This window comes from Flavobacterium sp. HNIBRBA15423, assembly GCF_052655965.1.
In genome coordinates, this window is sequence record NZ_CP199751.1 from 107,674 (window position 1) to 130,905 (window position 23,232).

Consider the following 23,232-nt stretch of genomic DNA (forward strand, 5'->3'; position numbering starts at 1 on the left):
AGTTCTATTTTTGAATAGTTGAAAGCATTATTCTCATATAGTCTTTTTCTTTTTTTAATGGTAAACGCATCGTTTGCCCAAGATCCTATCGCTTTAAAATTGACAGAAAAGGAAGGTTTACCTGACGTCGAATTTTACGACATTATTGAAGATAATAAAGGATTTATTTGGCTAGCTGCCGATAAAGGTTTGTATCGTTTTGACGGAAAAGAATATGTTTCTTATTCCAATAAAGAAAAGAGAGGACTTTCTGTCTTTGGTTTGAAATTTGACCATCAAAATCAACTCTGGTGCAATAATATTTCAGGCCAATTTTTCTATGTTAAAGACAATTCTCTAATGCTTTTCTTGGATTTAAAAAATGAACTTAAAGGAGAATTAGCAGAATTTTTATTTCTTGAAAATAAACTATTTATATTTTCTACTTCAGTGTTGTTTTCTGTTGATTTAAAAACCAAAGAAAGAAAAAAAATACTGTTGCCTTCTAAATCTCCCATTATTCGTGCACCGTATAAATTAGGTAACAAAATTCGTTTTACTTGTGATGATATCGTTTTTACTATTTCAAAAGCTAATGAAATCGAGATTTTAAATTATAACCCTAAAAAATTTGGAAGTAATATCTTTCCAAAGTTTTTTGAATATCAGAAAAAAGACTATTTGCTTTTGTATGATAATTCGATGAATAAAAATCAAATTTTTCAAATACAAGAAAATGATTTAATAGAAGTCTACTTTCCAGAAGAATTGCAAAATAATAGAATTATCACAATTTCAGAAAATAATGATGATTTATGGTTATGCTCTTCAAACGGAATTGTAATATTAAATAAAAAAAACAATCAGTTTGTATTAAAAGACGTAATTTTTAAAAATGATTTCATAACAAAAAGTATAGTTGATAAAAATGAAACGATTTGGATTTCAACTTTAAACAATGGGGTTTTTATAGTTCCAAGTTTACAAATCAAATCGTATCTAAATGTCGTTAATAATGAAGTTATTTCTGCTGTAGAAAAAATTACAACTACAAAAATTGCTGTTGGCACTACTAAAGGCAATTTGTTTATTCTGGATTTAAGAACAGGTGCAAAAGATAAATTTGAAATCAAGAATAAAAGAAAAATTTCAGCATTATTATTCTTAAGAGATGAAAACACTTTATTAATAAGTACTGAAGATACAGCTTATGGTTATTACTTAAATTCAAAAAAAATAACTCCATTAGAATGCCTAAATAATGCAAAAGACTTGCAGCAAATAGGAAATTCTAATCAAATTATTTTTTCTGGTTTTGACAGGGCTACCATCTTAAAATTTGAAAACAATAGTCTTACGAAAATTAAAGATTTAAATTTCAGTAGAGCATATCGTTCTTTTTCAGATAATGAAACCCATGAAGTTTTTGTTTCTTATGTGGATAATTTAATGGTTTACGATAGTATTTTTAAATCTAAAATTCTAAAATATAATAACAAAAGTATTATTGCAAAAGATATTTGTCAGACAGCCGATAAAATAGTATGGGTTGCTACTTTTACAGATGGAATATTGGGATACAAAAACAATAAGTTTGTCACAAAATTAGACCAAACAAATAGGTTGAAATCTGCAATCATTCAAGAAATAAAATGTGATAGCAATAATTTGTGGATTGTAACCGATAAAGGAATCCAGATTTTTGATTCTAATGTCAATAAATTCAAGCCTTCTTTAATAAGTAAAACTAGTGCTATTGGGAATATTAGAGGAGTGATTGTAAATGAAAAAAACATGCTTTTTGCTAGTCAAGAAGCTATTTTTGAAATTGAAAAAAATAGTAAAGCAAAGCATTACCAACCCAAAGAAATTTATATTAAAGCAATAGTTATAAATGAAAAAGATACTTTGATTCACAATCATTATTCTTTGCCGTATAATAAAAATAGAATTAAGATTGTTTTTCATGTCAATGGCTATTATCCAGAAGATGAATTATTGTTTGAATACAAATTATTAGGTTTAAATGAAAATTGGGTTGTATTAGATAGAAATGTAAATTTCGTTAACTTTAATAGCCTTCCTTCAAGAGAATATGTTTTCCAAGTTAGGGCTAAAAATACTAACGGGAATGAATTTTTTTCAGAAAAAATCACTTTTCATATTAACCAACCTTATTGGAAAAAGTGGTGGTTTGTTTTAGGAATATTTTTAATTGCCTTAGGATTAATCATGTTTTTTTACAGAAATAAATTAGCTGTAAAAGAAAAAGAAAAAGAATTGGCTTTAAAAAATGCAAAATTTGAAAGTGAACTAGCAGTTTTAAAATTAGAAAATTTAAAATCGCAAATGAATCCACATTTCATTTTTAATGCTTTAAATTCTATTCAAGAATATATTATTTTAAATCAAAAGAATTTAGCCAGTTCTTATTTAGCAAAATTTGCAGACTTAATTAGAGCTTATTTAGACCATAGTTCTAAAGGTTATATTTCTCTGAAAGAAGAAATCGAATGTTTAAATAATTATTTAGAATTAGAAAAACTGCGATTTGAAGAGAAATTCAGCTATAAAATTACTAGTTTAGAAAGGAACGAAGATATTAAAATCCCTACAATGCTTATTCAACCGTATGTTGAAAATGCAATCAAACATGGCTTGTTGCATAAGAAAACTGATAGAGTTCTTGAAATATTTTTCGAAATGCTAAAAGAGGAGCAAATGTTAAAATGCACTGTTCTAGATAATGGTATAGGAAGAGAAAGAGCTTCTCAATTACGCAATAAAAAACACCAATCATTTGCTACAAAAGCCAATCAAAGCAGACTCGAATTATTGAATTTTGGAAAGAAAAAAAAGATTGGTGTAACCATTGATGATTTAATAAATGATAATAATGAACCTATTGGAACCCAAGTCACTTTGCTAATTCCAATATTAAAATAATAAAATGAAAGCAATAATTATTGATGATGAGCCTAAAGCAAGAAATCTGCTGGAAATTTTAATAAAGGAAAATACCACCAAAATTGATGCGATTTTTCAAGCAGAAGATTTACTTTCTGGAGTGAAAATGATTAAAGAACAACAACCACAAATTGTTTTTTTGGATATTGAAATGCCAGAACATTCGGGTTTAGAAATTTTAGACTTTGTTAGTAAAGAAGAATTAAATTTTGAAATTATATTCACTACAGCTTACAGCGAATATGCTATAAAAGCTTTTCAATTATCTGCAATAGATTATTTATTAAAGCCTTTACGTGCTGAAACTGTGAAAGAAGCTGTCGAAAAAGCAATCCAGCAAATAGGGAAATCAGAAATTAGTACTAAGTTGGAAGAGTTAAAAAAGAGTTTAAAATCGGCCAATTTTAACAAAATAGGATTACCATTCGCTGACGGATTTAAGTTTGTTAATTTTGATGATATTATCCTTTTTGAAGCAGATGGAATGTATACTAAAGTAAGTACCACAAAAGAAACAGAGCTGCTAGTTTGTAAGCCATTAAGGCATTTTGTAGAAGTCTTAGAAATGCAATCTAATTTTTACAAGCCACATCGTTCTTATCTCATTAATTTAAAGTACATAAAAGAATATATTAAGAAGGATGGCGGATATATTGTTATGGATAATGATAAGTCTGTTTCGATTTCAAATGATAAAAAAGAAGAGTTTTTGACTATAGTCCAAAATATAGGATAATTACTTTAGCAAGTCAAAACCTAGTTTCAGAAAGTCGTTTTACTACGACTTTTTTTTATGCGCAATTTTGTTCTTATAAACTATAAAATATTTACTATGAGAACAATTTTACTAGTATTAATTGGTATTACATTTTTTAATCAAACAAATGCTCAAAATTGGGAATTTGAAGGAATACAACAGTTTACAGATTTTGCATCTGACGTTGCAATTACACACAATGCCACGGGTGAAACCTATATTGCTTATGCAAATGTATTAGATGTTAATAAGGTTTATGTGATGAAATTTAATGGAACAAACTGGATAAATGTAGGAAGTGTGGCTTCAGTAGCAAGTGCTTCCTTATTATCAATTGCAATAAATCCAATAGATGGAAATCCGTGGGTTGCATTTAAAGACATAAGTACTAATTTAAATTTAAAAATTGTAAAGTTTAATGGTGTTGCATGGAGTGTGGATGGAGACATTGCTTTTGGAGCGGCAGCGAATGCACCAGCCAGAAAAACGCAATTATCTTTTGATACAAACGGAAATGCATTTGTTGTTACAACAAATGATAGTTATGCGAATCAAGCTTTAATTTTTTATTCTAATAGAACAGGTTCTTGGGTAAGTCAATTTTCCGAAACTGTATCGGGAAATGCTGAATTGGTAAATGCAAATGAATTCTTTTTTAATGTAAGAGATTATCCAACAGGCACAAAGACTTACAAAAGAGTTTTTAATGGTACTAGCTGGGGAAGTGCAGTTCTAGTTAGAGATGCTAAAAATGTAGGGTATAGCCCAAAGTCTATCTCTGTAGCTTCTGGAACAGATTTTTTAATACAAAGAGAAGATTCAAATGATCAAATTTATCATACGGAAAATGCTCCCGTAACTTACACAGCAACAATAGTTTCAAATAATTCATTTGGATATTTTATGAATTATAAAAACAATCCTGTTAATAATAAAAATTATGTTTTTTATTTAGATAATACTCTAAAAGGAATTTTAAAAGTTAAAAATGCAGCTTTATGGGACTTGCAAACATCATCTTCTATCGATTTAAGTGGATTGTCAAATAATCAATTTGCAAAAATGAATATAAACCCTTCAAATGGAAAGATTTATGTAGCATATAATGACGCAGGGAAAGTATCAGTTAAATATTATAATTTACCACCAGATTTGCCTCGAATATATGTAAATAAAAATGCAGTAGGTAGTGGTGATGGTTCCTCTTGGGCAAATGCATATTCGGATTTAAGTGAGGCTTTATTAGTAGGAATTGGTAGTACAACGACTGAACTTTGGATTGCAAGTGGAACTTATATTCCACATGCTTCTGATAGAACAGCAAATTTCACAATTGCTAATCCAGATATCAGCATTTATGGAGGTTTCACTGGAATAGAAACAGCATTAAACCAAAGAGACTTTAGAACAAATAGAACAATATTATCTGGAGATTTATTAGGTAATGACGATATGGTTTATAATTATTTTAATGTTACAAGAGATGATAACACATTTAACTTAGTCAAGATAAATGCAAATAACGTTGTGTTAGATGGGTTAACCATTTCAGATGGTCATGCAAGAACAATTACTACTGGGAGCGTAAATTCTGGTGCTGGATTAACAAAATTAAATAGTGTAAGTAACTTAGAAATTCGAAATTGCATTTTTGAAAACAATGTAAGTTTCGAAACAGGTTCAGGAATTTTAGCACCTTTTAATGAAGATGGTTCATTGATTATTGAAAATTGTGAGTTTAAAAACAATGTAGCTAAAGGTGGTTCTTCTCTTTATAGCTTTACCGAAGCAAATAAAACAGCAAACATTAAAGTTAATAATTCATTGTTTACTAATAATAAAGCAATGAATTTAAATGTGGGGAACTCATTAGGTTATTCGGGAAGTGTAGCTTGGATAAGAGCTTATGGTGCTTCTTCTAGTATTGATGCAACATTTGTGAATAATACATTTGTAGATAATTTAGATTCTGGAACTTCTACTGTAGTAACAAATAGAGCAACACTTTGTCTTGATCAAGAGGTTGCTACATCTGTAATGAATGCGAAAGTGTATAATTGTATTTTTTGGAATAATAAAGATATAAATAATACTACTGCTAAGGCGATTAGAAATGCCAGAGGTTCTTTTCCTAATACAATGATAGTAACGAATTCATTAGATTCGGATAATTTTTCTACAGTTTTAATAAAACAAAATATAATAACTACAGATCCGCTATTTGTGAGTACAACAGATTTTCAATTAAATAGTGGTTCTCCAGCAATTAACTCAGGAGATAATACAAAAGTACCTTCTACATTATTAGTGGATTTATTAGGAAATCAAAGAATATATAATACAACAGTAGATATGGGTGCTTATGAGTTTGATGCTGCTTTAAGCTCAGAATATTTTACTTCTTTTACTGAGTTTGAAGTGTATCCAAATCCAACATCTTCTTTATTGAATATAACTTCTAATGATGAGATAAAATCAATGACGATTTATTCTTTAGATGGAAAATTAATTTTAGAAACAAAAGAAAATAAAGTTGATGTCTCTAATCTACAAAGCGGATTATATATTATTAAAGTGACTACAAGTCAAAATGAAGTTGGAATTAAAAAATTTGTGAAAAGATAAGATTGTTTTTATAGTTTTAAATGAAAAAACCGCCAATCTCTTTTGAAAGGCGGTTTTTTGTTATTTAATTTGGTTTCCTTGTTTATCAAAGAAATGATATTCAAGATACGTGTAAGCGTCACGAGATTTGATATTAAGAGGAGGAAGCCCAGTGGGCTTCAGGTATATAAAAAAAACCGCCAATCACTTTTTGAAAGGTGGTTTTTGTTATTTGATTTGGTTTCCTTGTTTATCAAAGAAATGATATTCAAGATACGTGTAAGCGTCACGAGATTTGATATTAAGAGGAGGAAGCCCAGTGGGCTTCAGGTATATAAAAAAACCGCCAATCACTTTTTGAAAGGCGGTTTTTGTTATTTAATTTGGTTTCCTTGTTTATCAAAGAAATGATATTCAAGATACGTGTAAGCGTCACGAGGTATAATTTTCACCCATTTTTTATGTTCAAAAAACCATTTTGAACGTATTGATGGAAAACCTTTTTCAAGGTATGCTGCCACAAAAGGATGTGCGTTTAAAACAACTTTTTTATGGACTTTGATAATTCTTTCTAGGTCAGCCGTTATTTTATCAATAATTAAAATAGGAGCTTCAATTTCCCCATTTTCGTTAGGGTCTTCTTCTCTAGTTTTAATATTAACTTCTGGTCTAACTCTTTGTCTAGTAATTTGAATTAATCCAAATTTGCTAGGAGGCAAGATTTTATGCTTGGCCTTATCGTCACTCATTTCTTCTCTTAAGAAATCATATAGTTGCTTTCTATTGTCTGCATTTTGCATATCAATAAAATCGATAACTATAATTCCTCCCATATCGCGCAAACGCAATTGTCTTGCTATTTCAGCAGCAGCAATCATGTTTACTTCTAAAGCAGTATCTTCTTGGCTTAATGCCTTGTTTGAACGATTTCCACTGTTTACATCTATTACGTGTAATGCTTCTGTATGTTCAATAATTAGATAAGCTCCTTTACTCATGGAAACTGTTTTTCCAAAGGAAGTTTTAATTTGTCTTTCAATATGATATTTCTCAAATAGAGGAAGATCTTTTGATTGATAGTGTTTTACGATAGACACTTTATCAGGAGCTATTTCTTGCAAATAGTCCTTCGTTTGAATGTATAATTCTTCATCATCTATATGAATACTTGTAAAAGTATCATTAAAGACATCTCTTAATATAGAAGAAGCTTTGTTAAGTTCGCCTAATACTTTAGAGGGATGATGTGCATTTTGTAGCCTTTTACTCATGGCTGACCATCTTTCTAATAAAAGTTGTAGGTCTTTGTCTAGTTCTGCTACTTTTTTGCCTTCGGCTACTGTTCTCACAATAACCCCAAAACCTTTTGGTCGAATAGATTGAACCAATCTTTTTAATCTATCTTTCTCTTCTTTAGAGTCAATTTTTTGTGAAATTGACACTCTGTCTGAAAAAGGGACTAAAACGACATATCTTCCTGCTAATGAAATCTCAGAACTTATTCTGGGACCTTTTGTAGAAATGGGCTCTTTAACTACTTGTACTAAAACCGATTGATTGGCACTGAGAATATCAGTAATAACTCCATCTTTATTGATTTCAGATTCAAAAGGAAAATTTTTGAGTGAATAATCTTTTAGTTTACCTGCGCTTACAAGTTTAATAAATTTCATCAAAGAAGGAAGGTTAGGACCTAAATCATGATAGTGTAAAAAAGCATCTTTTTCATAACCTAAGTTAACAAAAGCTGCATTTAAACCAGCAACTGGTTTTCTTATTTTGGCAATAAATATATCACCAACACTAAAATTTGTTCCTTTTTCTTCTTCTTTGTGTAATTCAATTAGTTTTCCATCTTTTAATAAGGCAAAATCTACTGCATCTGAACCTGATCTAATAATTAACTCTTTGTTCACGCTGTACATTTTTATCCATTCGCCTAGGCGAACAGATGGATTAAACAATATTTTACAGGTATTTTTACCCGATAATCAGTAATTAACTGATTAATTTCAAAGAACTTTAAAAAAAGAAAAAGTAGTTTAAACTACTTTTTCTTTTTGTGACGGTTAGCTCTCGCTCTCTTTTTACGTTTGTGAGTCGCTACCTTATGTCTTTTTCTCTTTTTACCACTTGGCATAACGTTGTTGGTTTAGATTAATAAATGATTTATACTGCTATTTCAGTTTTCGTTTTTACACTCTCAACAAACACTTTAGCAGGCTTAAATGCTGGAATATTGTGAGCAGGAATTTTAATCGTTGTGTTTTTTGAAATGTTTCTTCCAGTTTTTTCAGCTCTTGTTTTAATAATGAAGCTTCCGAAACCTCTTAAATATACATTATCACCTGTTTCTAATGAGTTTTTTACTTCTTCCATAAAAGTCTCTACAGTTGCTTGAACATCAGATTTTTCAAGACCTAGTTTTTCAGAAATTTTAGCTACAATGTCTGCTTTCGTCATTTTCTTTCGTATTAATATTTTTATGTTCTTTTTTTGAGTTTGCAAATATATGAATTAAAAAAATAATAAATCAATCATAATTAATTAATTTTTAAGCCTTAATATTTTTATTTTTGTTGCCCAATATAAAAAAATGAATTTTTCTAAAACCTTAATTGATTGGTATTTACAAAATAAACGAAATTTGCCTTGGAGACAAACCAATGATCCTTATCAAATTTGGTTATCAGAAATTATATTGCAACAAACGAGAGTAGCGCAAGGGAAACCTTATTATGAAGCTTTTTTAAGTCATTTTCCAACGGTTTTTGACTTAGCTTCAGCAAACGAAGAGCAAGTGCTAAAATTGTGGCAAGGACTTGGATATTATTCTAGAGCCAGAAATTTACATACTACTGCTAAATATGTTGTAAATGAATTAAAAGGAGTGTTTCCTTTAACATATAAAGATTTACTTTCATTAAAAGGTGTGGGTGAATATACTGCAGCAGCTATAGCATCTTTTTCATATAATGAGCCAATTGCTGTTGTTGATGGGAATGTTTTTCGAGTGCTTTCAAGAGTTTTTGGAATTACTTCTGATATTGCTATTACAAATACTAAAAAAGAGTTTCAACAAGTAGCACAAGAATTATTGCCAGAAAGTAATCCTGCAATATTTAATCAAGCTATTATGGAGTTTGGTGCGCTTCAATGTGTGCCTAAAAGTCCAGATTGTTCTACTTGTGTTTTTAATGATAGTTGTTTTGCTCTTGAAAAAAAATGTATCGACGAATTACCCGTTAAATCTAAGAAAACAAAAGTTACAAATCGATATTTTAATTACTTAATTATAAGAGATAGTAATGATGATTTTGTTGTATTAAAAAGAGAAGATAAAGGAATATGGTTTAATTTATATGAATTTACTTTACTCGAAAATCTTCAAAAAAAGAATCTAGAAGAAATTGTTGAAGAAATTCAAATAAAATTTAATCCCAAAGAAATTATTTTAAAAAACGAAAAAGAATTGGTTCACAAATTATCTCATCAACATTTGCATATTCATTTTTTTGAATTAAAACTTAATCATAAAATTGAAAACGCCTTGTCAATTGAAGAAGTAGTAAAATTACCTTTTCCTATCGTTATTCATAACTTTATAGCTTCAAATTATTTATAAAAATTTCAAAAAAAACACTATATTTGATTTATAAAATTAATATACGCCATGAATGGAACTTTAAACAAAGTACTTTTAATAGGTCACTTAGGAGATGAGATAAAAATGCATTATTTTGAAGGAGGAAATTGTATAGGGAGGTTTCCATTAGCAACAAACGAGGTTTACATTAACAAAACAACTGGTGAAAAAATTACGTCTACAGAATGGCATAATATAGTAGTTAGAAATAAAGCAGCTGAAATTTGTGAAAAATATCTTTCAAAAGGAGATAAGATTTATATTGAAGGAAGAATAAAATCACGTCAATGGCAAGCTGAGGACGGTAGTACAAAATATACTACAGAGATTCAAGTAACTGAATTTACTTTTCTAACTACCAAAAAAGATTCTGAGGCAACTAAACAAAATTTTAAAACCGATGTTTCTGAGTCACCAAAAAACACTAATTTTGACAGCACAAATGATGGTTCTCATAATGATGATTTACCATTTTAATGTTTAATTAATACGATAATTACATTGGATCCAGATCCTTCCAGTTTTATAAATACTATTGATTTTGAGCTACTAATAGCATTAATAGCGGTTTTTTTTCTGCTTTTTTGTTCGGCATTTATTTCTGGTTCTGAAGTAGCTCTTTTCTCTCTCTCTCAAAAAGACCTTGATGATTTAAAGGAAGAAGATGAAAATAAAGGCAATATTATTAGTCATTTACTAGAAAAACCTAAAAAATTATTAGCTACTATATTAGTTGCAAATAACTTTATAAATATTGCTGTTGTAATCTTATTTTCATCAATTAGCGAAAAACTCTTTAATTCGATAAGTTCAAATCTTATACGATTTGTATTAGAAGTAGTTGTAGTTACCTTTTTAATCTTGTTGTTTGGAGAGGTTTTGCCAAAAATTTACGCGAATAGAAACAATATTAATTTTGCTAAAAAGGTTTTTTTGCCAATTTCAATTTTAGACAAAGTTCTTACTCCTATTACTATTCCAATGCGAAATATAATTTTATATGTCGAAAAGAAATTTAGTGTTCAAAGGACTAGTTTCTCTGTAGACCAATTATCTCAAGCTTTAGAGTTGACTAATTATTCAGAAACTACTCAAGAAGAGCAAAAAATATTAGAAGGAATTGTGACTTTTGGTAACACAGAAGTAAGGCAAGTAATGAGTCCTAGAATTGATATATTTGCCTTAGATAAAGAAGAAACTTTTTCTGAAATAATGATAAAAATTGTAGAGAAAGGGTATTCTAGAATTCCTGTTTATGATGAAAATATCGATCAGATTGAAGGCGTTTTGTTTATTAAAGATTTAATTCCTTATATAGACGAAAAGAATTTCGAATGGCAATCACTTATAAGAGAGCCTTTTTTTATTCCTGAAAATAAGAAGCTAGATAATTTATTAAAAGAGTTTCAAGGCATGAAAAATCATTTAGCTATTGTAGTAGATGAATATGGTGGAACTTCAGGTTTGGTTTCTTTAGAAGATATTTTAGAGGAAATTGTGGGTGATATAAGTGATGAGTTTGATGATGAAAACATTATCTACTCTCAGATTGATGATAAGAATTATCTTTTTGAAGGAAAAATAAGTCTTAAAGATTTTTATAGAATTATAGATGTTAATGGTTCTGATTTTGAAGATAAAAAAGGCGAAGCCGAAACATTAGCTGGTTTTCTGCTTGAAATATCTGGAAATTTTCCTAAAAAGAACCAGAAAATTTCTTTTAACACTTATCTGTTTACTGTTGAGAATGTAGATAATCGCAGAATTAAACAAATAAAAATTACGATAAATTAAAAAATGAAACATATAGTTTTTACAGTAATATTGTCTCTTTTATTTGCTTCATGTGGAGAAGATACTGTTCCAAAGCCAAAAGGACAATTACGTTTAGAATATCTTGAGCCAACTTATGGTTTGCTTAAAGGAAGTTGTTCCTATTCTTTTGATATAAATGATGTTGTGAAAGTAAAATCTAAAGATGTGTGTTCGTTTGAATTACATTATCCAAAGATGAAAGCAACCATATATCTTACTTATAAGCCAGTGGATAATAATATTGAAGACTTATTAAGAGATGCGCAAAAGCTAACTTACGACCATGTTATTAAAGCTGATGATATTTTGGAACAACCTTTTGTAAATAAAGATAAAAAGGTATATGGGATGTTTTATGAAGTAGGAGGTAATGCAGCTACAAATGCACAATTTTATGTAACAGATAGTACAAAGAATTTTGTTGTAGGAAGTTTATATTTTTATGCAAAGCCTAATTATGATTCTATACTTCCAGCGGCTAGTTATGTGAAAAATGATATCCGAAAAATAATGGAAACTATAGAATGGAAATAAAAAAGAACGAATGAAAATTCGTTCTTTTTTATTTCTCATATATTAGAAACTATAAAGTTCCAGCTTCTTTTTTCTCACCACAAGATGATTTTCCTGCACAACAAGATTTCTTTTCACTGTTTTTCTCAGTTGAAGCTTCTTCTTTACCTTTTTTAGATTTTTTCTTTTTCTTCTTGTCTTTTCCGTTATAATAAGCTTTGTCAGTTGATGATTTTACATCAGATACTTTGTAAAGTTCACCTCCACCAACTTTTTCTACTATTTCTGCTAAAGCTTCAGGAGTTTGTTTTTCGTTGTCAAAGGTTATTGTTGCTTTTTTGTTTTCAAAGTCAACTTTAGCTTCACTAACACCGTTTAATCCAGCAAGTTTATTTTCGATTACTTTAGCACAACCATCTGGACAGGTCATTCCGTCTATTGTAAAGGATGCAGTTGCAAGGTTTTCAGGAGCTATTTCTTTAGTGTTGTTTGCTGCTTCTGTGTTAGTATTTTCTTTCTTGCAGCTCATAAATAAAATTGCAGTAAATGCAAATAGGGTTATTAATTTAAGATTCTTCATATCTATGATTATTTTATAAAAAAGTTATTGTGTTAATTAATACAAATTTATATAAAAAAAGAATGGTTAAGTTAAAATAAAATGTGAATTTTGAGGTGATAAACTTTTTTTATGGAAAATAATAATACAAAATGGTATTTATTGGCCTTTTTAGGCTGTGTTTGGGGAAGTTCTTTTATTTTAATGCAACTTGGTTTAAAAGGAGTAAATTCTGTTCAAATGGGTAGTCTAAGAATATTATTTGCAGGTTTGTTTTTAATAGTCATTGGATTTAAAGAAATTCCAAAAATTCCTTTATATAAATGGAAGTATATAGCCCTTACTTCTTTATTTGGAACTTTTCTGCCTGTTTATTTATTTGCTTTGGCTTTATCTAAAATAGATGGTTCGGTTAGTTCTATTTTAAATTCATTAACGCCTTTGAATACTTTAGTTGTAGGTCTTTTGTTTTTTGGAACTAGTGTTCAAAGAAGACAAGTTTTTGGAGTGATAATAGGATTTTTAGGCTGTTTGTTATTAGTTTTATTTGGTGATGGAGATAATACAACAGAAAATTATTATTATGCTTTATTAATATTGTTGGCTTCTTTGTTTTATGGTATAAATGTGAATTTAATTAAGAAGTATTTATCTGATTTGAAACCTTTAACTATAAGTACTGGGAATTTTATTATCATGTTTATTCCAGCATTATTAGTGCTTTATTTTTCTGATTTTTTTGAAATTGCTTCTCAAGGAAAAGTAATTACTTCTTTAGGTTATATTGCCATTTTAGGAATTGTAGGAACAGGTCTATCAAATATTTTATTTTTTAAATTAATCCAATTGTCTTCTCCTGTTTTTGCAGCTTCAGTTACTTATATTATTCCTGTTGTGGCTATCTTTTTGGGTTACTTTTTTATGAAAGAAAGTTTGAATATTTTACAAATAATAGGCGCTAGTATTGTTTTACTTGGAGTTTATTTTTCGAGCAGGAAATAAAAAAAGCTCTCAAGAAATTGAGAGCTTTACTATGAAATTATAGAATTTAATTATTCAAAATCTACATCAGTAACTCCTTCATTGATTTTTACTTCAGAAGTTGTTAACTCAATTTCCATTCCTACATTTAAGATTGTTTTGTAAGGGAATTTAATTCCTTTTACATCTTTATAATCTTGGAAATAGGTTGTTTGAGTCATTTTTTGACCAGCTTGTTCTAGTTCTCTTGCTTCACCAACTTTTAATCCTGATTTTACATCGTAAAAATAAGTTGTTTTGCCATTTTGAATTGCATAAGCATCTTCTCCATTTATAGCTTCAATTCCAGATAAAACTAAATCTTTATTATTTAAAAGATTTAATTCTTTAAATGTTCCTGCAGATTCTTGCATTTCTTTTAAGTCATCACCAGTAATATCTTTTCTTTGTCCTTGTTGAACCATATAAGCTCCTTTTTCATTAATAACTTGTTTCATCATGGTCATGCCCATAGCTTTCATTTCCATTGCCATTTTGTTGCTCGAAGTGCTTTTTACAACAAGTTCTAAGGGTGTACCTTGAACAGTACCACTTGAAATAGTTACAATAGATTTTACTCCATTTAAAGCTTTTTCTCCTCCAATAGCTTCAATATGCTTTTTAATTACTGATTGAGCTGTTACACCAGCAGGAATCTCTTTTTTAATAACTGGTTTTTCAGCTTTGTTACCAAATTTATCAAAATAAAAAATAGGCAATTTTTCTCTTTTACTCATTGCTTCTAAAGCAGGTAATACTTCTGAAGCTTTACCAACAATTACAACTCTAGAATTGTCAGCTAAAAAGTATTTTTGAGCTGCATTTCTAATGTCTTCAGCTGTAACTGCATTAATGTTTTTGATGTAATTTTCGTAAAAATCATCTGGAAGACCTTGTGTCTCTTTATTTAATGCATAACGAGCAACTGTTGCTGGTTTTTCAATTTGCATTACAAAGTTACCCACGTATTTTGCTTTCGCATTTTTTAGTTCTTCAGCAGAAACTAAATCGGTTCTAATTCTTTTTAATTCGTTAAAAATCTCAACTACAGCACTATCTGTAACTGCATTTCTTACAGCTGCACCAGAACGGAATTTATTTATATATTTTCCTGATCCTATGTTAGAGTAAGAACCATACGTCCAACCATGAGCTTCACGTAAGTTTAAAAATAATCTTCCTTCACCACCTCCACCAAGAATTTGGTTAGCCAAAATAGTAGCGAAATAGTCTTTATCTGTCATTTTTAATTTAGAAAGATTAACTACAGAAATTTCAGATTGAACTGCATTAGGAACATCAATAAAATTAATTTGACTGTATTGAACATCTACTGGATCTGAATATGCTAATGCAGGAGCAGTAGCTTTTTTCCATTTCCCAAATAGTTTTTCAACTTCTTTTTTAGTTTCTTTTATGTTAACATCTCCAACGATAACTAAATAAGCATTACCTGGAACGAAATAAGTGTTATAGTTTAATTTAACATCGTCTAAAGTAATATTTTTAAGTGTCTCTTCTGTTGTGAACTCACCATTATAATGATTTTTTCCATAAGTTAAAGCCCCTTCAACTCTATTTGCAATAGAGGTAACACTTTTTTCATCTGCTTTTAATCCTTCAATAGCTTTAGAAACTTCTTTATCAAATTCTTCTTGAACAAAAATAGGATTCAAAGCTCCGTCTGCCATTAATTCTAATAGTCTTTTAGAATATCTTGAAAGACCATTTGCAGATGCTCCTTCGCTCCAAAAATTAATATTAGCTCCTAGGAAATCTATTTCTTCATTAAAGGCGTCTTTTGAAGTGGTAGTAGTTCCATTACCTATCATAGCACTTAAAATATCTGAAACTCCTTTTTTGTTTCCTTCTGCATATGGAGTGTTATCCATAGTTAAAGTATATGAAACTCTAGGTAATTTATGATTTTCAACGATTAATACTTTTAAACCATTTTTTAGTGTAAAACTTTCTGGTTTTTTAATGTTAATCGATGGAGCAGGTCCTGATTTAGGTTGTGGTCTATCTTGTGCTTGCATTGTTATTGTTAGAAATAAACTTGCTGCGATATATAGTATTTTTTTCATCTTCAATTTTAGTTTTGAGTTTTATCTTTAGCAGGAATATAATCTAAAATCATTCGTTGATTTGGATTTAAATATTTTTTAGCTACATCTCTAATTTCCTCTCTAGTAATCGAGCGATAAATGTCAATTTCTGTATTAATTAAATTAATATCACCATACAATAAGTAATAAGTAGCTAGGTTACTAGCTATTCCTTCTACACTTGCATTGCTATTTACATATTGATTTTCAAATTTATTTTGTAATTTTTCATAATCTTTTTCAGAAATTAAATCCGTTTGAACTTTTACAATTTCTTCATCAATTTCTTTGATTAAATCATCTGAAGTTTTTCCTTGCATTGGTATACCATATATTAAATACATACCATAATCTTCTTGACTGTTGTTAAAAGCTCCTACTTGTAAAGCCATTTTTTTATCGTCAACTATTTTTTTATACAGTTTTGAACTTTTTCCGTCAGATAAATAGGAAGAAATCATATCTAAAACTCTTGCTTCTCTGGTTTTCATTGATGGAGTTCTGTAAGTAGCCAACACCATTGGTAATTGAACATTTGGATCTTCCCAAGTAGTTCTAAATTCTTTAGTAATTGGTTCTTCTGTAAAAGTTTTACGATCGATAGCTGGTCCTTTTTTAATGGCACCAAAATATTGCTCTATCCATTTTTTTGCATTTTCTTTTTCAAATTGTCCAGCAACTACAAGAACTGCATTGTTTGGAATGTAGAATTTTTTATTAAAAGCTTGAAATTCCTCTAGTGTAGCTGCGTCTAAATGTTCCATTTCTCCTATCGTTGTCCAACGGTATGGGTGTACTTTAAACATGTTTTGTTTTACAGCTTTGAAGATGTTTCCATAAGGTTGATTGTCAACTCTTAAACGTTTTTCTTCTTTTACAACCTCATTTTGAGTATCAACTCCAATTTGGTTAATTACAGGATGCATTAATCTTTCTGATTCCATCCATAAAGCTAATTCTAAATTATTTGATGGGAAAACTTCATAATAGTAAGTTCTGTCATCCGTAGTATTTGCATTGTTGTTACCTCCATTTGCAGTTACTAATTTAAACCACTCACCACGTTCAATGTTTTTAGTTCCTTCAAATAATAAATGCTCAAAGAAGTGAGCAAAACCTGTTCTGTTAGGTTGTTCGTCTTTAGCTCCAACGTGATACATCACAGATGTAATAACTACTGGAGCAGAATTATCCTGATGAAGCACAACATGAAGTCCGTTTGCTAAATCATATTCATCAAATGTTACTTTTTGGGCATAAGTTAATCCACCTATAAGAAGCGCAGTACTCAAAGCCATTAAAGATTTTTTCATATGTTAATATTTGAGTTATTTTTTTCTATAAGTCGTGGATTTTCTAATTATGTTACATTTTTGATTAAAAATTATTGTTTTATATCTTAACAAGGTAAAAAAATATTCACACTTGTTGCTTGAATAATAAATTGTTGTATATTTGCACACTTGAAAAATTAACTAAATTCATATTCGTATGTATGCAATCGTAGAGATAGCAGGGCAACAATTTAAAGTAAGCAAAGACCAAAAGGTTTATGTACACCGTTTAGGAGAAGAAGAAGGAAATAAAATTTCTTTTGACAAAGTTCTTTTATTAGACGATAATGGTACTGTAACTCTAGGCGCCCCAGCTATAGATGGAGCTTCTGTTGAAGCAAAAATCTTAAAGCACCTTAAAGGTGACAAAGTAATCGTTTTCAAAAAGAAAAGAAGAAAAGGATTCAAAAAGAAAAATGGTCATAGACAATCATTGACTCAAATTATTATCGAAGGAATAGTTGCTTCAGGAAGTACTCCGAAGAAAGCTGCTCCAAAAGCAGAAAAAGTTGCTGATGCTCCTGTTGCTGAAAAAGCTGCTCCAAAAGCAAAAGCTTCTAAAAAAGGTGATGATTTGAAAAAAATCGAAGGAATTGGTCCTAAAGCGGCTGAAGCTTTAGTTGCTTCTGGAATCGATACATTTGCAAAATTAGCTAAAGCTAGTGCAGAATCTGTAAAAGAGATTTTAGATGCTTCAACTTCAAAACTTTCTCATTTAGACCCAACAACATGGGGACAACAAGCTCAATTAGCTGCTGATGGGAAATGGGATGAATTGCAAAAATTACAAGACGAATTAAACGGTGGTAAAGCTGTTTAATCATAATATTAACTAATAAAACTTAAAACGTCATGGCTCACAAGAAAGGTGTCGGTAGTTCTAAGAATGGTAGAGAATCAGAATCGAAACGTCTAGGCGTTAAGATTTATGGTGGTCAGGCAGCAATTGCTGGTAACATCATTGTTAGACAAAGAGGTTCTAAACACAATCCAGGTGAAAATGTTTACATGGGTAAAGATCATACTTTACATGCTAAAGTTGAAGGTGTTGTAAAATTTCAAAAGAAAAAAGATAATAAATCTTACGTTTCAATAGTTCCTTTTGAAGCATAATAATTTTTATATGTCATTAATTAAAAACCAGCATTATGCTGGTTTTTTTATTTTATAGATATTAAGTTCTATGCTTTTTTTATAAAATATCTTATGTTTTAAAAAGTAAGATATAATACAAATAGATTTAACTTTTTAAAGCTAAATCTATTTGTATTATTTTAGAAAGTATTTTTTAATCCAGTTTTGATGCTTTTTTTTCAGCTTTTTCTAAATCCAATTGTTGTTTGCGAAGCTTTTCTTCTTTTTTGTGAATCTTTTCTTTCCATTTCAATTCATCGTTAGGACTTAATTTTCCTTTCATTTGACTCTTTTCAAATTTCATCTTTTCCTTGTCGATGTCTTTTCTTTGATCTGCTATTCTTTCTTTCCTTTTCTTTATATCTTTTTTTGCATCTTTTCTTTTCTCTTTAGCTTTTTCATTCTGCTTTAATTCTTTTTCTCTTTCTTTCTCAGCTTTTTCTCTTTTTTTTTCTGCCTTTTCTTTATCTTTTTCCTTTTTTTCAAGTTCTTTTTTAGCTTTTTCATCAGCTTTAAGACGTTCTCTTTCCTCTTTAATTTGCTTTTTTTCTAATTCTAGTTCTTTTTCTGTTTTTACTTTTGTTGTCGAAATGCTATCTACGATTTCTTGTCCAAATGAGAATTGTAAACCAAGAATTAATAGCAATAATACTGTAATTTTAGTTTTCATATATTTTATTTACTTTTATCTTTACAAAGATAGATAAAAGTAAATAAAGATGTATAACGTTAAGATTTCGATTTTAATAGTCTTATTGGTTGGTTTGTTTTCTTGTCGTGATAATGGAGTAGTGCAAACTTTGCCAGAAATAATCAATAATGATGTTGTAAATTCAGTAGGAGAGTTTGATTTTCTACCTTCTAATACAACTGGTGCTGTTTATAGAAAAAGAACTTATACTTTATCTTATTCAGAAGAACATGAACAAGCTGAGTGGATTGCCTATATATTAAAAGCTTCAGATATAAAAGAGGTGGATTTTAAAAGGCCATATTTTGAAATTGACAATAACATTCTAACTGGAGCTGCACATTGGAAAAACTATAAGAAATCGGGTTATAATAAAGGACATTTGTGTCCTGCTGGAGATAGAAGGTCAAATTTTAAAGATTATGAAGAAACATTTTTGACTTCAAATATTACTCCTCAAAAATATGATTTTAATGCTGGTATTTGGAATAGATTAGAACAAAAAGTAAGGTATTGGGCAAAAAAGCAAGAAAGTATTTATGTTGTTACTGGTGGAGTTTTGACAGATGATTTAGAAACTATAGGTTTTGAAAATGTTGCTGTTCCAAAATATTTTTATAAAGTTTTACTGTCTAAAGATCATAAGAAAATGATTGGTTTTTTACTTCCTCACCAAGATTCAAAAAAACCTTTATATAGTTTTATTAAGCCAGTTGATGAAATAGAAAAGATGACTGGTGTTGATTTTTTTCCTTCCCTTGAAGATGATTTAGAAAGTAAATTAGAATCCGATACAAATTATGATAATTGGGATTTTTAATTTAACATTTTTGGTAGTTTTCTTGTAATAGTGAAATGGTTTTATTTTGTAGTATTGTTAATATAGATTCTTTAATTAAAAATTAAAAACAATAGACATGAAAAAATCAATTTTAAGTTTAGATGGTGCAAGCCAATTATCAAAAAGAGAGCAAAAAGGAATAAAAGGAGGTTTGAAAGATTGTATTGATCCGACAACTAATCAATGTAAGTATTATAGTTTATTATGTGCTTTTCCTTGTAGAGTAGAATATTAATTTCGAAATATTTATTATTTTAGATTAATATTCTTACATAATACAAATATGATAAATACTGCTCAAATACTTTTACAGATAAATAATTACAAAAAGGAGAGTGATGAATTTGAGAATCTTTTTCTATCTCATCCTAATTATCCTAGCCTTTATGCAATAACCGATACTTTTGATTTATTGCAGGTAGAAAATGTTGCAGCTAAAGTCCCAAAAGAACAATTTGAACAATTACCAGATTCTTTTCTAGCTGTGGTGAATGATGATATAGTTTTAGTCAAACAACTAAATAACAATATCATTATTGAGAAAGAAAATGAAGGTAAAAAAAAGATTTCTAAAGAGGATTTTCTAATACAATGGAATGGAATTGTTGTTGCTATTGAGCCTAATAGTATAATTGAAAAGAATAAATCAAGTTTGTTTGAAAGCAAATATGTACTACTAGGTTTTTTATTGTTGCTGTTTCTTTTATTGCAATTTCAAAAATTTGATTTATTTTCTATTTTAAATTTTGGAATAACAATAATTGGCTTGTTCTTAAGTATTGTTATTATAGATGAAAAGTTAAATAAATCAGAAGGAGTTATCTCAAAAATATGTTCTTTTAGTGAAAATACTTCTTGTGATTCTGTCATTAAATCGGATAGTGCAAAAATTACTAAATGGTTGGATTTTTCAGATTTACCTATTATTTTCTTTGGAACAAGTTTGTTAGTACTACTCATTAATCAGTCTGCGTTTTCAGTCATAAATTTTCTTAGTATGTTGTCATTGCCAGTCATTGGTTATTCGATATGGTTACAAAAAATTAAGCTAGAAAAGTGGTGTGTTTTATGTTTGGGGATTTCTAGTTTATTAGTATTACAATCAGTTTTGTTTGTTTTCTTTACAAAAGATTTTAATTTTAATTATTTAACATTAGTACAAGCTGCATTATTGGTTTTGCCAATTTGGTTTTTTACCAAACCTTTTTTATTCAGTAAAATAAGATTAGAGAAAGACAATTTAGAGCTTTTAAAGTTCAAGCGAAACTTTTCTATTTTTTCTTCTTTACAAAAACCAGTTGAAGAGCCAGAACAGTTAAAAAAAATGCACAGAATAGAGTTAGGTAATAAAGAAGCAAATGTAGAGGTTAATTTAATACTTAGTCCAAGTTGTGGTCATTGTCATACTGCTTTTAAAGAAGGAATGGAGTTGATAAGTAATTATTCTGAGAAACTTAAATTAGCTATTTTCTTTAATTTGAACCTAGATAATGTCGATAATCCTTATTTATCTGTAGCTAAAAATCTATTACAAATTCATAAAGATTATCCAGAAAAAATTGAAGAAGCCTTATCAGATTGGCATATCGAAAAAATGAATTTAGCGGAATGGACTAATAAATGGAGTCAAAATAAAATTGATTTTGAAGTTAATGAAAAGATTAGGGCACAATATGAATGGTGTTTAGCTAATAATTTTAATTATACACCAGTAAAATTAATAAACTCAAATTTATTTCCAGTTGAATATGAGTTAAAAGAATTAAGGTATTTTATTTCAGAATTAGAAGGATTAAAAGAACCAGAAATGGTTTAAAGAGATTATAGTAATGATAGCCAAAAGCTATTTTGACTTTAAAAGTAAGTGGTTTACAAACAAATTATAACATTTTAATTATGAAAAAATCAATTTTAAATTTGCAAGGCGTTCAAGAATTATCTAAAAATGAAAAAAAGAATGTTAATGGCAGTGTTGCTGGGGCTTGTCGCGGGTTAGGCGAAACAGGTCAAATGTGTTCAACTCATAGTGATTGTACTGGAAGCGGAAATCCCGTTTGCTATAAAGGATGCTGTAATATTTTAGTTTAAATTTTTTTAAGAAGGTATAAGATTTTAGCCAGTTTATAATTATAGACTGGCTAAAATTTTTAAATTTCACTTCTTAAATTAAATCTTAACTTTGAAGCTGAATTTAATTTTTCATGAAATATTTATTGATTGGCTTCTTTTTTCTTTTTACGCTATTTGTAAATGCACAAGAAACACAATTATCAATTAAAGAATATGAGACACTTCAAGACAAATTAAGAATTTTAACGGCTACAAATATTTAGAACAGGGAAAAGTGTTCCCGATAGAATTGCAAGCATCTGCAAGAGTTACATTCGTCCGATAGTTCGTGGCAAGGAAACCAAACAGGTGGAGTTTGGAGCCAAAGTCAACAAAATCCAAATAGATGGAATCAATTTTATTGAACATATCCAATACCGTGCCTTCAATGAGGGAACCCGCTTGCAGAGCAGTGTGTTTTGCGCCCAAAACCTCACTAAGGCGAAAGTGAAAATTGCCATTTATGCCACCAATAAAAACCGAACGTTTACCACTTCAAACAATATCCAAACCGATTTTGTCCGAAAGGGCAAAGCAGGCAAAAACGAAGAACAGCGTAAAATTTTGGCTAAAGAAATCAAAAAAGAACACGCTACCAGATTAGAAGGAAGTTTTGGCAAAAAAAAGGAGTATTACAACCTGAAAAAAATTAAAGCCAAAACACAAAAGAGTGAGATACTTTGGATTTTCTTTGGAATCCATGCAGCCAATGCTCTGGAAATAGGAAGAATTTTTAAAATAGCACTAGAAAAGGCGGCTTAAAAAATAAAAAACAGCCTTGATGGGATAACTATGCCTTGTTGGAAGCAAAAAACCATTTTTTAACCCAAACGGATCTTTGAAAAATATCCAAAAACGAAAATGACCGATTTTGATTTTCAAGATTGGTCATTTTTTTATGTTTTACTCAAAAGGACACTTACTTCTGAATGTGCCTTTAAGAATCTAAAAAAAGATAAGCGGTTCTTTTGAATAGCTTATCTTGTATACTAAGTACTGTAACTTGTACTAGAGGAAGTTGTAGCACTTCCAGGTCCAGCTCCACCAAGGATGTTTCTTGATGTCTTTAACTTCAATTGATAGTTTTTGAAACTTTCAACATTTTTAACTAATACTTTTTTTTATTTTTTTTATTAAAAAAATTATAATTTTCGT

Annotated in this window: 22 protein-coding genes; 16 read left to right on the forward strand and 6 right to left on the reverse strand. The window is 29.2% G+C overall.

All coding sequences use genetic code 11. The annotated features are described in order from the left end of the window. The first annotated feature begins 18 nt into the window (after positions 1-18). The 3 genes from ACULEV_RS00450 (at position 19) to ACULEV_RS00460 (ending at position 6,328) form a co-directional block, all read left to right on the forward strand. The gene (locus ACULEV_RS00450) at positions 19-2,925 is read left to right on the forward strand and encodes a histidine kinase (protein ID WP_445456725.1); all 2,907 of its coding nucleotides are present in this window, start codon (positions 19-21) and stop codon (positions 2,923-2,925) included. A 4-nt stretch (positions 2,926-2,929) separates the two neighbouring features. Then, a complete protein-coding gene (locus ACULEV_RS00455; protein WP_445456726.1) occupies positions 2,930-3,682 on the forward strand; it encodes a LytR/AlgR family response regulator transcription factor in 753 nt (250 codons plus the stop codon). Positions 3,683-3,778: 96 nt separating this feature from the next. Continuing rightward, positions 3,779-6,328, forward strand: coding sequence for a T9SS type A sorting domain-containing protein (locus tag ACULEV_RS00460; protein WP_445456727.1), 2,550 nt, complete (start codon positions 3,779-3,781; stop codon positions 6,326-6,328). Positions 6,329-6,681: 353 nt separating this feature from the next. Here ACULEV_RS00460 and ACULEV_RS00465 read toward each other — a convergent pair whose 3' ends face one another. Continuing rightward, on the reverse strand, positions 6,682-8,223 hold the full coding sequence (locus tag ACULEV_RS00465) for an Rne/Rng family ribonuclease (protein ID WP_445458568.1): 1,542 nt from the start codon (positions 8,221-8,223) through the stop codon (positions 6,682-6,684). A 253-nt stretch (positions 8,224-8,476) separates the two neighbouring features. Further along, entirely contained in the window at positions 8,477-8,815 is a 339-nt protein-coding gene (locus tag ACULEV_RS00470) for an HU family DNA-binding protein (protein WP_255509229.1), read from the reverse strand. 88 nt (positions 8,816-8,903) lie between these two features. Here ACULEV_RS00470 and mutY point away from each other — a divergent pair, with 88 nt between their 5' ends. Genes mutY through gldD form a run of 4 tightly spaced genes read left to right on the forward strand, consistent with a single transcriptional unit; the run spans position 8,904 to position 12,302 of the window. Continuing rightward, positions 8,904-9,932, forward strand: coding sequence for an A/G-specific adenine glycosylase (gene mutY, locus ACULEV_RS00475; RefSeq protein WP_445456728.1), 1,029 nt, complete (start codon positions 8,904-8,906; stop codon positions 9,930-9,932). 48 nt (positions 9,933-9,980) lie between these two features. Continuing rightward, positions 9,981-10,430 carry a single-stranded DNA-binding protein gene (locus tag ACULEV_RS00480; protein WP_445456729.1) on the forward strand — a complete coding sequence of 150 codons (450 nt, stop codon included), beginning with the start codon at positions 9,981-9,983 and terminating at the stop codon, positions 10,428-10,430. A gap of 24 nt (positions 10,431-10,454) precedes the next feature. Beyond that, positions 10,455-11,747: a gliding motility-associated protein GldE gene (locus ACULEV_RS00485; protein WP_445456730.1), complete on the forward strand. Its 1,293-nt coding sequence runs from the start codon at positions 10,455-10,457 to the stop codon at positions 11,745-11,747. Positions 11,748-11,750: 3 nt separating this feature from the next. Continuing rightward, positions 11,751-12,302, forward strand: coding sequence for a gliding motility lipoprotein GldD (gene gldD / locus ACULEV_RS00490; RefSeq protein ID WP_445456731.1), 552 nt, complete (start codon positions 11,751-11,753; stop codon positions 12,300-12,302). Positions 12,303-12,351: 49 nt separating this feature from the next. Here gldD and ACULEV_RS00495 read toward each other — a convergent pair whose 3' ends face one another. After that, positions 12,352-12,861 carry a heavy-metal-associated domain-containing protein gene (locus tag ACULEV_RS00495; protein WP_445456732.1) on the reverse strand — a complete coding sequence of 170 codons (510 nt, stop codon included), beginning with the start codon at positions 12,859-12,861 and terminating at the stop codon, positions 12,352-12,354. A gap of 111 nt (positions 12,862-12,972) precedes the next feature. Between ACULEV_RS00495 and ACULEV_RS00500 the strand changes: the two genes are divergently transcribed. After that, positions 12,973-13,842: a DMT family transporter gene (locus ACULEV_RS00500; RefSeq protein WP_445456733.1), complete on the forward strand. Its 870-nt coding sequence runs from the start codon at positions 12,973-12,975 to the stop codon at positions 13,840-13,842. Between the two features lie 50 nt (positions 13,843-13,892). On the opposite strand, the gene ACULEV_RS00505 is transcribed toward ACULEV_RS00500, so the two are convergent. Both ACULEV_RS00505 and ACULEV_RS00510 read right to left on the reverse strand, forming a co-directional pair. After that, a complete protein-coding gene (locus ACULEV_RS00505; protein WP_445456734.1) occupies positions 13,893-15,947 on the reverse strand; it encodes a M16 family metallopeptidase in 2,055 nt (684 codons plus the stop codon). An 8-nt stretch (positions 15,948-15,955) separates the two neighbouring features. Continuing rightward, positions 15,956-17,281, reverse strand: coding sequence for a M16 family metallopeptidase (locus tag ACULEV_RS00510; protein WP_445456735.1), 1,326 nt, complete (start codon positions 17,279-17,281; stop codon positions 15,956-15,958). A gap of 178 nt (positions 17,282-17,459) precedes the next feature. Here ACULEV_RS00510 and rplU point away from each other — a divergent pair, with 178 nt between their 5' ends. Continuing rightward, the gene (gene rplU, locus ACULEV_RS00515; protein ID WP_445456736.1) at positions 17,460-18,122 is read left to right on the forward strand and encodes a 50S ribosomal protein L21; all 663 of its coding nucleotides are present in this window, start codon (positions 17,460-17,462) and stop codon (positions 18,120-18,122) included. Positions 18,123-18,154: 32 nt separating this feature from the next. Continuing rightward, complete coding sequence (gene rpmA / locus ACULEV_RS00520) at positions 18,155-18,415, forward strand: 50S ribosomal protein L27 (protein WP_445456737.1); 261 nt, start codon at positions 18,155-18,157, stop codon at positions 18,413-18,415. Between the two features lie 175 nt (positions 18,416-18,590). Here rpmA and ACULEV_RS00525 read toward each other — a convergent pair whose 3' ends face one another. Then, complete coding sequence (locus ACULEV_RS00525) at positions 18,591-19,106, reverse strand: hypothetical protein (protein ID WP_445456738.1); 516 nt, start codon at positions 19,104-19,106, stop codon at positions 18,591-18,593. A gap of 49 nt (positions 19,107-19,155) precedes the next feature. On the opposite strand from ACULEV_RS00525, the gene ACULEV_RS00530 reads away from it, so the two are divergent. The 6 genes from ACULEV_RS00530 (at position 19,156) to ACULEV_RS00555 (ending at position 22,839) form a co-directional block, all read left to right on the forward strand. Beyond that, the gene (locus ACULEV_RS00530; RefSeq protein WP_445456739.1) at positions 19,156-19,947 is read left to right on the forward strand and encodes a DNA/RNA non-specific endonuclease; all 792 of its coding nucleotides are present in this window, start codon (positions 19,156-19,158) and stop codon (positions 19,945-19,947) included. Positions 19,948-20,044: 97 nt separating this feature from the next. After that, positions 20,045-20,203 carry a hypothetical protein gene (locus ACULEV_RS00535; RefSeq protein WP_445456740.1) on the forward strand — a complete coding sequence of 53 codons (159 nt, stop codon included), beginning with the start codon at positions 20,045-20,047 and terminating at the stop codon, positions 20,201-20,203. Positions 20,204-20,251: 48 nt separating this feature from the next. Beyond that, complete coding sequence (locus ACULEV_RS00540) at positions 20,252-21,784, forward strand: vitamin K epoxide reductase family protein (RefSeq protein ID WP_445456741.1); 1,533 nt, start codon at positions 20,252-20,254, stop codon at positions 21,782-21,784. An 80-nt stretch (positions 21,785-21,864) separates the two neighbouring features. Next, on the forward strand, positions 21,865-22,056 hold the full coding sequence (locus ACULEV_RS00545; protein WP_445456742.1) for a hypothetical protein: 192 nt from the start codon (positions 21,865-21,867) through the stop codon (positions 22,054-22,056). A gap of 113 nt (positions 22,057-22,169) precedes the next feature. Next, complete coding sequence (locus ACULEV_RS00550) at positions 22,170-22,301, forward strand: hypothetical protein (RefSeq protein WP_445456743.1); 132 nt, start codon at positions 22,170-22,172, stop codon at positions 22,299-22,301. An 85-nt stretch (positions 22,302-22,386) separates the two neighbouring features. Further along, positions 22,387-22,839: a hypothetical protein gene (locus ACULEV_RS00555; RefSeq protein ID WP_445456744.1), complete on the forward strand. Its 453-nt coding sequence runs from the start codon at positions 22,387-22,389 to the stop codon at positions 22,837-22,839. Positions 22,840-23,232 lie beyond the last annotated feature (393 nt).